The 10,191-nt window shown below is 60.0% G+C and carries 5 protein-coding genes and 7 pseudogenes; 8 read left to right on the top strand and 4 right to left on the bottom strand.

The window, feature by feature from the left end:
* Positions 1-24: 24 nt before the first annotated feature.
* Both JQ624_RS39130 and JQ624_RS37435 read left to right on the top strand, forming a co-directional pair.
* A pseudogene (locus JQ624_RS39130) lies at positions 25-515 on the top strand (IS3 family transposase); the annotation flags it as partial.
* Positions 516-1,349: 834 nt separating this feature from the next.
* Positions 1,350-1,786 (top strand): annotated as a pseudogene (locus tag JQ624_RS37435) (integrase core domain-containing protein); the annotation flags it as partial.
* Here the strand turns inward: JQ624_RS37435 and JQ624_RS37430 are convergent.
* Entirely contained in the window at positions 1,769-1,987 is a 219-nt protein-coding gene (locus tag JQ624_RS37430; RefSeq protein WP_212423879.1) for a hypothetical protein, read from the bottom strand. The pseudogene JQ624_RS37435 and the gene JQ624_RS37430 overlap by 18 nt on opposite strands.
* 463 nt (positions 1,988-2,450) lie before the next feature.
* Between JQ624_RS37430 and JQ624_RS37425 the strand changes: the two are divergent.
* The 3 genes and pseudogenes from JQ624_RS37425 to JQ624_RS37415 form a co-directional block, all read left to right on the top strand.
* Positions 2,451-2,638: pseudogene (locus tag JQ624_RS37425) on the top strand (hypothetical protein); the annotation flags it as partial.
* A 392-nt stretch (positions 2,639-3,030) separates the two neighbouring features.
* Positions 3,031-3,831, top strand: coding sequence for a bifunctional 2-polyprenyl-6-hydroxyphenol methylase/3-demethylubiquinol 3-O-methyltransferase UbiG (locus JQ624_RS37420; RefSeq protein WP_212423875.1), 801 nt, complete (start codon positions 3,031-3,033; stop codon positions 3,829-3,831).
* 142 nt (positions 3,832-3,973) lie between these two features.
* Positions 3,974-5,044: pseudogene (locus JQ624_RS37415) on the top strand (IS3 family transposase); the annotation flags it as partial.
* 178 nt (positions 5,045-5,222) lie between these two features.
* Here JQ624_RS37415 and tnpC read toward each other — a convergent pair.
* The 3 genes from tnpC to tnpA all read right to left on the bottom strand — a co-directional run bounded on the left by tnpC (position 5,223) and on the right by tnpA (position 7,660).
* A protein-coding gene (gene tnpC, locus JQ624_RS37410; RefSeq protein ID WP_249130390.1) for an IS66 family transposase occupies positions 5,223-6,850 on the bottom strand; the annotation gives its coding sequence in 2 pieces (ribosomal slippage) (positions 5,223-6,007 and positions 6,007-6,850; 1,629 coding nt in all).
* 70 nt (positions 6,851-6,920) lie between these two features.
* On the bottom strand, positions 6,921-7,268 hold the full coding sequence (gene tnpB / locus JQ624_RS37405; protein ID WP_212423874.1) for an IS66 family insertion sequence element accessory protein TnpB: 348 nt from the start codon (positions 7,266-7,268) through the stop codon (positions 6,921-6,923).
* On the bottom strand, positions 7,265-7,660 hold the full coding sequence (gene tnpA, locus JQ624_RS39460) for an IS66-like element accessory protein TnpA (protein ID WP_212423873.1): 396 nt from the start codon (positions 7,658-7,660) through the stop codon (positions 7,265-7,267). The genes tnpB and tnpA overlap by 4 nt, the downstream gene beginning before the upstream one ends.
* A gap of 155 nt (positions 7,661-7,815) precedes the next feature.
* Here tnpA and JQ624_RS37395 point away from each other — a divergent pair.
* From JQ624_RS37395 to JQ624_RS37385, 3 pseudogenes are all read left to right on the top strand, one after another.
* A pseudogene (locus tag JQ624_RS37395) lies at positions 7,816-8,075 on the top strand (transposase); the annotation flags it as partial.
* Between the two features lie 160 nt (positions 8,076-8,235).
* Positions 8,236-9,360 (top strand): annotated as a pseudogene (gene istA, locus JQ624_RS37390) (IS21 family transposase); the annotation flags it as partial.
* Positions 9,361-9,366: 6 nt separating this feature from the next.
* Positions 9,367-9,621 (top strand): annotated as a pseudogene (locus JQ624_RS37385) (transposase); the annotation flags it as partial.
* Between the last annotated feature and the right edge of the window lie 570 nt (positions 9,622-10,191).

Here is a 10,191-nt window from a genome sequence, read left to right as displayed (position 1 = left end):
AGGCGTATGCTCAGTCATACGCCTATGTCTTCACCACCACATCATTTCAGGCAAGGCGGCCTTCGCCGGAGGAATACGGAAGAGCAGATCATCGGGGTTTTGCGGGCGCACGAGCTGGGTACGAAGCGATCTGTGCCGCAAGCATGGGATCAGCGAGGCGACTGAAGCAGCTTGAGGGGGAGAAGCGGTTGGCGGACTCGATGCTGAACAACGCCGCGTTGAAGGATTTGCTGTCAAAAAAATGGTGACGCCCGCCGTCAAGCGAGAGGCCGTCGCCCATCTCCGGCAAGCGCACGAGATGAGCGAGCGGCGGGCAGTGCCGGGTGATCGGCTGCATACGGATGACGGTTCGTTATCGATCTCGCCGGATCGACGATGCGGGTTTGCGCGAACGGTTGCGGACGCTCGCCAAGGACCGGCGGCGCTTCGGCTATCGCCGGCTCCACGTCCTGATGCGCCGCGAAGGCTTCGTCGTAAACCACAAGCGGCTGTACCGCATCTATCGAAAGCGTCGCCGCCATCGCCACGGCGCTGGCAAAAGCCCAGACTGAACTCTCCAACCCCGAGAAGGTGATGGTCGGGACGGTCTACACCAATAGGTCAGACAGTCCGCAAAGCTTTTCCGCAATGCCTCGCTGTCAAGGGGCCTGGACATCGTGCGCAAGGCCTTGGGAGGTCAACAGATCGCGATTGCGCAAACTACCAATATCGGTCGACCCAGCGGGGCCATCAATCGTTAGCGATGCACCGCGTCCGTTATAGCCGGACCACAGCCTGCGCGAGTCGCTCCCTTGCAGTATCAGATCACGTTGCGGAGCGACCTAAAGCCCATACCGCGTTTTTGCTTTGCGAATGGCCTTCTGCAGCGCGCCGAATTTTATAGTCGTGCGCAGTATCGCTGCTTTCGCGAGCCGCCGCGTCTTCATTCCGATCTGATACGTTCTGCCGATTGTAGTAACAGTGATGTTTGTAGTGTTTCATCGGCATAAGCAAACTTATAGCTCGCATTTCCGATTCCAAATCGAAGATCGAGGTCCTGTTGGTAAAATTCCACTTGAGTTGTCTTCGAAGAGAAGGCGTCCGGGTGAAAATCGCTTCCATTCACCGCTTTCGAAGCTCATCACAATGCCTACGAATCGAATCGCCTTGATGAGCCCCCAATTTCTAGAAAGAATTTTGCCGTCGACCTAGAGCGCAGAAATAAGCAATGGTCCCGGCCAGGGAAAGCGTTCAACCATTAAGATATCCGCCGCCGAGGTCACTGCAGCAGGGTATTCGCTCGTGCCGCGCCCGCCCCAGTAGCACCCAGCGAGCCGCGGCAGTCGCAATGGATCAGGCTACCGCTGTCAAGGCCCAATGACCGCTGGTCGCTCGACTTCGTTGCCGATCAGTTGGCCTGTGGCCGGCGCTTTCGCATCCTAGCGGTTTTCGACGACTGCACCCGCGAGTGTCTGGCTGCCGTGGCGGATACTTCGCTGTCCGGCCAGCGGGTCGCGCTAGTGCTTGATCTTCTGATCGGCTCCCGCGGTAGGCCCAAGACTATCGTCAGCGACAACGGCACGGAGCTGACCAGCAATGCCATTCTGAGCTGGGCCGACCAAACCAACGTCGGCTGGCACCACATCGCACCAGGCAAGCCAATGCAGAACGCCTTCGTCGAAGCTTCAACGGCCGTTTGCGTGACGAGTTTCTGAACGAGACCTTGTTCACGTCTCTGATGCACGCCCGTCTGGCGCTGGAAGATTGGCGACGCGACTACAACCGCCCATCAGGACACCCGTCTGTCTATGTTGTTGAAGAGAAGAGACTTTGCTGATTGGGATGCGATCCCGCGGGGTATCTTGGGTTCTGTCGCGCTCGTTCGGCGATAGATTATCAGCGAGGCGCGGGCGAAGATCCACGGGCCGTCCGACAGCGGATGGAAGGCTTCGATGTCGCCGGCTTCAGCAGCCAGGCGAAGCGTCTTGGGCGCGATCTTCAGTGTCAATCGGCTCCCAAATTTGACCCGCGTATCGGCGTCCAAGCCGAATGACAATTCTGGACGTGAGAGGCTCCGGATGTGCCAGAAAGCAGGATGGCTGATGGCGTTTGATCCTTCAACACCAGATCGAGCAGCGCGGAGAGCGCCGCAATTGCCTCGATGCTGACATACGGTTGAGCAGCCAAAAGCCCAGGGTCAGGACATGCCGTCCGGTCGAACATCCAGGCCGGCACTTCAAGCGCCCGATCTGCTTGCGACTCTTCCAGCGTGCAGCGGAAGACGACAAAACCATCCTTGTCGACGGCACCTCGCGAAGAACGGTCCTGTGGGCGTTCTCAAACCTCGTTGTACAACCATGTGCAGCCTCATTCGCGGATCGGCTGGCTGGCGCTCGCGGTCTATGCCGCAAACTTCTCACCGCAATCGGGCCGAGGCGCTGCGCTCCGCAACGGCTCCGCGCCTTGTCGGTGCGCTGAAGGGCTTCCTCGATGTCCGCTAGGGCGCGCGAGACGGGCCTGCGCCGAGTTCGAAGGGCACGACGACAATGACCTCGCCGGCGGTCGCGGATGGGCTATGATCGGCACTGCCGGCAGGCTCGTCGGCCACTTCTACATCCATAATGGTGACGATTCAGCCTTCGTTTGCGAACGCGGCTGAGTTCTTCAACAGCCTGCTAGACCGTCTGAGGTCGGGGGTGTTGACGTTGAGGCTGTCAATTTAGCTGAAGGTTTCGATGGGCAACTTAACGAGCCTCTTGAAGTATTCGAGGATGAGTTGTTTGCGGTATCCAGACTGCCCCCGTGTAAAGGTAGTGAATTATTTGCTTAACCCCTGCAAGTATTCGACTAAAGGTCATTTTTCCGTTACGGATTGTAGAAGTCCACGCTTCAACGCCGCTAATACTCTCATGATCCTCTTGGCTTCTATGAGCTTGCAGGCATCTGAGTGGAGCATGAGGGCCTTCCAGCGCTTCTTACGCTTCATTTGCGTTCTCCTGTGTCAAAATTGTGTGGTATGGATTTGATTATCGACTTGGGAGGAGGGTGCCTTTGCAGTCTATAAGGACAACGTTTTACTATTTTTGCGGCTTATTTTTTCTATTTTTAGCGTGGGCTGCCAGCAAAGTACGAGGTTATTCAACACCAACGCCAAATGACTCTTCGGTGGAAACTTCCGTAAGAGACGTCACGCGACAGTTCAATTGGTGGACCAAAAACATCGGTTCGGATGTGTGGCGAGGCAAAAGGGTGCTGGAATTGTGTCCCGGGGATTCTTTAGGGGTCGGTGTGCTGGCACTAAAAAATGGTGCTACCTCCTATACGGCGTTTGATATGTTCAAACTGGAGAAGCCTCAAAATACATCTGCGGTCATTGGGCGAGATAAACTAGCCGGTGAGAGGCTCGTTTATCTTGTCGATCCGAACTTTCGGCCATCTCGAGAGCTAGCCGGTCAGAAGTTCGACCTCATCATCAGCAATGCAGCTTTCGAGCACTTCGATAACCCTGAGCAGACGATCAGGGATATCTTCGACCTAGCCGCCGAAGGTTGCGTAACAGCCCACGTAATAGATTTTAAAACTCACACTCGATGGATCAGGGATCACGATCCAAACAACATCTATCGATACTCTAGGTGGCTATACCGACTGTTTTCGTTCCCCGGACAACCTAACCGTTGGAGGCCAGACAAGTTCGCTACTGCATTCAGTCAGGCAGGCTGGAAAGACGTACGGATCGTGCATCAGACCAACGTCGATAGCTCGCCGTACCACCTTGCCGGATTGGATGCCGAGTTTGCCAAAACCTCCGACATGCGCATTCTCAATTGCACTATGGTGGCGACCCGTTAACACCGACGCATGGGCCGGTGATCCTCCGTCCGCAAGCGGTCGAAGAACCAACAATGCCAAGCACGGCTTGAAGTGGCCCCCGAAAATCGCCGGTTGACTAATTGGATTTTGGGCCGTTCCGTCGCAACAGACGGAGCGAAGAATGACGCAGAGGACGAGACGGAAGATTGACGCGGCGCTGAAGACGAAGATCGCGCTGGAGGCGTTGCGCGAGCATGCGACGGTGGCTGATCTGGCGCAGCGTTATCAGGTTCATCCGAACCAGATTTATGCCTGGAAGAAGCAGCTGGTGGGGCAGGCTGCACGGGCCTTTGAAAGCGGCAGCGGCGATGCCCGGGGGCGGCCACGCGGGCGAGATTGAGAAGCTGCACGCCAAGATCGGATCGTGGAGCGGGATTTTTTAGCGAAGAGGTCCGGAAGATATGAGCACCCCGGACCGCCGCGCGCTCGTTGACCGCAGTGAACTGTCGGTTCGCCGGCAGTGTCAGTTGCTCGGAATCGCCCGCTCCGGCATCCATCGGCTGCGACCTGCCGCGAATAGCGATGACGATCCGGCGTTGTTGCGGCGGATCGACGAGCTGTTCACCACCTGGCCGTTTCTCGGCTCCCGGCGGATGACGGCGATGCCGCGGGCCGAGGGCCATGCGGTTAAACGCAAGCAGTGCAGCGGCTGATGCGCAGAATCAAGATTGCGGCGCCGGGGCCGAAGCCGCGCACCACGAAGTCGGCGCCGGGGCACAAGGTTTTCCCTTATCTGCTGCGCGGTCTTGCGGCCGAACCAGGTCTGGTGCGCTGACATCACCTATATCCCGATCGGCCGCGGCTTCCTCTATCTCGTGGCTTTCATGGACTGGGCGAGCCGGGCGGTGCGTGGCGGCTGTCGAACACCATGGACGTCTTGTTCTGCCTTGACGCGCACGAGGAGGCGCTCGCCCGCTTCAGCACCCCGGAGATCTTCAACACCGACCAGGGTAGCCAGTTCACCAGCTCGGCCTGGCATGCTGGCGGACGCTGGCATTCGCATCTCGATGGACGGTCGGGGCCGTTGGATGGACAATGTGTTCATCGAGCGACTGTGGCGCGCTCGCTCAAGCATGAGGATATCTACCTCAAAGGCTACGCCGACGGCCGCGACGCCCATGCCGGCGTCGCTTCGTGGCTCGCGTTTTACAACGCCGTGCGCCCCCACCAAGCCCTGGCCAATCGCACGCCGATGGCAGTGTGGCACGAAGGCATGGCCGCCGGTCTGGCTGTGGACATGACGCTGCGCTTGGACAACGCTGCCGCGATGGCCCCACGGATGGGGTCCACTTCAGCTTGCGCTGCAAGCACTGACCTGCCCCTGCGTATCGTAAGCATCCGGCGAAGACCGCGCGCAGGTCATTTTCGGCTCAGGCGGCTTGATCAACGTTCGGGATGGCGGAGCGCCAATTCCATGGCAGCAGCTCGTCGAGCCTTTGGACAGGATGCTCGGCGATGCGCGCGAGAACGTCGGCGAGCCAGGCTTGCGGATCGACGTCGTTCATCTTGGCGGTGACGATGAGGCTGTACATCACCGCCGCCCGCTCGCCGCCGCGATCCGAACCGCAGAACAACCACGACTTCCGACCCAAAGCGATGCCGCGCACACCACGCTCGGCCGCATTGTTTGACAGGCAGATGCGGCCGTCATCGAGGAAGCGGGTAAATGCGCTCCAGCGCTTGAGCATGTAGTCCATGGCCTTGGCGACGTCGTTGCTGCGCGACAGCTTGGCGCGCTGCTGGCGCATCCAGGCTTCCAGATTGGCGACCAGCGGTGCGCTGAGTTCCTGGCGAACTGCCTTGCGCCTTTCGGCGCTCTGACCGTTGATGGTCCGCTCGATCTCGAACAGGGCGTCGATCCGGCGGACTGTTTCCAGCGCCAGCGGCGAGATCACTGCCGGCTTTTTGCCTTGGGCCTTGCGACGCGCGTTCTCGGCCAGATCCGCCATCACGAAGAACGGGCGCCGGGCGTGGACCCAACAGGCCGCTTCCAGGATCGGTCCAGGCGCGCGGCCGGGCTCGTAGAGCTTGCCATAGCCGCTATAGGCATCGGCCTGGAAGATGCCGGTATAGTTGGCCAGATGCGCCTGGGGATGCTCGCCGGCCCGATCGCGCGAGTAATAGAACACCGCCCCCGGCGGGGCCTGCCCGCCAAAGGCTTATCGTCGCGCACATAGACCCAGATTCGGCCGGTGTCGGTCTTGCCTTTGGCCAGGACCGGGACCGTGGTGTCGTCCCCGTGCAATCGCTCGGCGCTCAGCACATAGGCCTCAAGGCGCTTGAACAAGGGTGCCAGCGCCGCCGTGCAGCCGCCGACCTGGTCGGCCAGAGTCGACAAGCCGATCGGTACGCCCTCCTTGGCGTAGCGCTCCGCTTGCCGGTTCAGCGGCTGATGTTGACCAAACTTCTCGAACAGCACCATCGCCAGCAGGCTTGGCCCCGCCCAGCCGCGGGCAATCACATGGAACGGCGCCGGGGCCTGGCTGATCTTCTCGCAATCGCGGCAAGTAAACTTCTCGCGGACGTGCTGGATCACCTTCCAGGATTTCGGGATGACCTCCAGCGTCTCGGTGATGTCCTCGCCGAGCTTGGAAAGCCGCGCGCCGCCACAGCAGGCGCACGCCACAGGTCCCGGCACGATCACCCGCTCGCGAGGCAGATGCTCCGGGAACGGCTGGCGTGACGGCCGCTTGCGCGTGAACGACGCCACCTTCGTGGTTTTGGCCGCGGCCATTTCGGCTGCGAGTTCGTCCTCCGTCGCCGAACTCTCCAGCTCCTCCAGCGTCAGTTCGAGCTGATCCAATAGCCGCGCGGTGCGCTCCGAGCGCGGGCCATAGCGGTCACGGTTGAGTTTCTCGATCTGCAGCTTCAGATGGGCGATCAATGCCTGGTCGTCGGATTGCCGAGCGCGGGCGGCCGCAGCCTCCGCGCGAGCAACGATCAATGCCGCTTTCAGCGTTTCGATGTCGTCTGGCAGCGATTCAAGGCCGTCACCCATGGCCTGATGGAATCACAAAAGGGGCGATTTGAGGCGTCCTTTCTTCCGCACCTCAGAACATTTTTTGAGCCTAGCCTGCGCTCTGTGGCCGCCACGTGTGCTGCGGGTTGCGCCAGTCGATCGCCTCCAGCAGATAACTCATCTGCGCCCCGGTCAGCCCCACCACACCGCCGACCGTCACCGGCCAGACAAAACGTCCACGATCCAACCGCTTGGCGTAGAGCGACAATCCAATTCCGTCGTGCCACAAGGCCTTGATCAGCGAACCGCCGCGTCCGCGGAACACGAAGACATCTCCGGCGAACGGATCACGACCAAGGCTTTCCTGCACGAGTAAAGCCAGGCCCTGCATGCCTTTCCTCATGTCGGTTGCACCGGTGGCGACCCAGATCCGCACGCCTGTCGGCACCGGAATCATCGGCGCTCCAGAACCGCGAGCACCCGCGCCAGGGCGGCAGCATCGACGCCGGCATCGACAATCACCCGACGATCCTTGCCAACGACGATCACCATCTGCCCGCTCGTCGGTGTGGCAGCAACCGCCGGCTCGACCTCAGCGGCAAGGACGACCCGCGCAAAGCCGGATTGCTCGCTTTGAGGGCTCATCGGCTCGGGACCGAACGAGCGCCGCCATGTCATCAGCAACGAACGTGATATGCCATGGCGTCTTGCTGTCGACGATATCGCGCGCGGCGCTTGAAAGCTCTCGGTCACGATCCGCAATTTCTCGTCAACCGACCAGCGCCGCCGGCGACCAGTCTCGACCACCTCAAGCCGTTCAAGCTGAGTACTGCGCTTATGGCTGTCCATAAGGACTGTTACGCACCAATTGGACTAATCCAACAAGGCGGCCCTCGCCGGAGGGAGCCTGCGTATCCTCCAGATGGAGTTAAAGTCCGGCTTGAAGAAGGACGGACAGATGAAGCGAGCAAGGTTCACAGAAGGGCAGATCATCGCTGTGTTGATCGCCGGATCTGATCAACCGGGTGACCGACGCTTTTCTCGACGAAGTACGGGAGTGGCAAACTCGTCCGCTCGACCCGTCTATCCGGTGGTGTTTTTCGACGCCCTGCGGGTAAAGATTCGCGATGAGGGCATGGTCAAGAACAAGGCCGTCTATGTCGCACTGGCGCTCAATCCGGACGACGTGGTTCTGGGCCTGTGGATCGAGCAGATCGAAGGCTCCACATTCTGGCTCAAGGTCATCACCGAACTGAAGATGCGTGTTTCGGCAATATCCGGACACCGATTTCGGTAATTCGCGGACAGCGATTTCAGTAAATCCGGGACAGGGATTCCGCTAAATCGCGGACAATTGCGGGAGGTTGGTTTTCGGGAGCGCCGTTCAGGCAATGTTCTGTCTCAAGCTGAGTTTGAGAGGGGCAATGCCGAGACGGAAGCAAGCGAGACGAACCACTGTGAAAGACCTACGATCGATCCTGAGGCTGACGTACGAGCAGGGCCTGTCGGTTCGGGCGATCTCGGAACGGCTGCAGATCAGCAAGACCTCGGTTGCCACCTACCTGCTGCGGGCGCGCGAAGCGGGTCTGAGCTGGCCGCTGCCGCCGATTTACGAGAGCGAGGCGGGGTTACAGCGGGCTTTGTTCCGACGGGTCGGGCGGCCGCCACAGGACTTGAGCGAACCTGAGTGGCCACGGGTGGCGCAGGAACTCAAGCGCAAGGGCGTGACGCTGACGCTGCTTTGGCAGGAATACCGGACGGCTCATCCCGACGGCTACGGCTACACCTGGTTCTGCGAGAAGTTTGCCGTCTATCAACGCCGGGCGAACCCGACCTTCCGCCACCGCCATGCGGCGGGTGCGGCGATGCAGACCGACTATGCCGGTCCGACGGTGGAAGTGATCGATCCGCAAACCAGCGAGATCCGTCAGGCGCAGATATTTGTCGCGGTGCTCGGGGCCTCGTCGCTGACCTTCGCTATGGCGAGCTTCGGTCAGCGACTGCCAGATTGGATCGAAGGCCAGACCCGGGCCCTGTCGTACTTCGGCGGGGTTCCCAAGGCGATCGTCTGCGACAATCTGAAGGCCGGGGTCGTCAAGGCGTTGTGGTTCGAGCCGACGCTCAACCAAACCTTTGCCGCCATGGCCGAGCACTACGACACGACGATTTTGCCGACCCGCAGCCGCAAGCCGCGCGACAAGGGCAAGGTTGAAGGCGCGGTGCTGATTGTCGAGCGCTGGATTCTGGCACGGTTGCGCCATCGGCGGTTCTTCAACCTGACCGATCTCAATACCGCGATCGGCGGTTTGCTGGAGGAGCTGAACAATCGGCCGATGCGCCATATCGGCAAATCCCGCCGGCAGGTGTTCGAGGAGATCGAGCGCGACGCGCTGGCGCCGCTGCCGAGCGAGCCATTCGAATACGCCGAGTGGAAAACGGCCAAAGTGCATCTCGATTATCACGTCGAAGTCGACAAGACCTTTTACTCGGTGCCGCACCGGCTGATCGGCCGTCGGGTGGACGTCCGGCTCACCTATCGGGCTGTCAAATACGCACTGAAGACGCGCGGCGTCAACGACATCCTCATCGCGGTGGTCGATGGGCTGAAGGGTTTTCCCGAGGCGATCACCTCGGTGTATCCGCAGACCGTGGTGCAGACCTGCATCGTACACCTGATCCGCAACAGCCTGGCGTTCGTGTCCTGGAAGGATCGCAAGGCGATCCTGCCTGCCGTCAAGGCGATCTACCGGGCCGAGAATGCCGACATGGCGCTGCTCCGGCTCGGTGAGTTCGAAGACGAATGGGGCAGGCATTCGCGATCAAGCCGCTGCGAAGAAGCGAAATCCTGATCAGGCCGTTGTCGAGCAGCTCGACGGCTTGCTCGAAGAAATGCTGATAGCGAGCGGGATCCCCGTAGGGAGCGAGCCCCATGATTTTGTATTCGTCGGAGTCGAAATCGAAGCCAAGGTGCAGCGTGAGAGTAGATAGAGGAGGGCAAATGTTGGGCGCTACACAGGCGTCTATAAATCACATTTCGAAAGTTTTTTCGCCATTTTTGCTCATTAACCAACCTGCCAGCAGTCGGGGGCAACTTCCAAATCCCACTGCCCTGAAATCCCCTCGCGGTTCGAGGCTGCAATCCTTTGAAATCTGTTCGCGGTCCGAGGCTGCGAGCCTGCGGTGTCGTGCGCCTTGCGTAGCGCGGCAGTGGAATTCCCCGTCTTCAACATCGGCCTGCAAGGGAGATCGTAGAATGAGTGCTTTGACCGATACCATCTATCAAAATACGATAGGCAACAGCGAAGGATTCCCGTTGGGCGTCCCCACCTCATATGACTGGTACACGGGAAGAGTTGGAGTTTTCGGAAGCACCCCGCCCT

This window comes from Bradyrhizobium sp. AUGA SZCCT0283, from assembly GCF_018130385.1.
In the GTDB taxonomy this organism is placed as follows: domain Bacteria; phylum Pseudomonadota; class Alphaproteobacteria; order Rhizobiales; family Xanthobacteraceae; genus Bradyrhizobium.
Note: the sequence above shows the minus strand (reverse complement) of the source record. Positions and strands in the feature narration are given on the sequence as shown.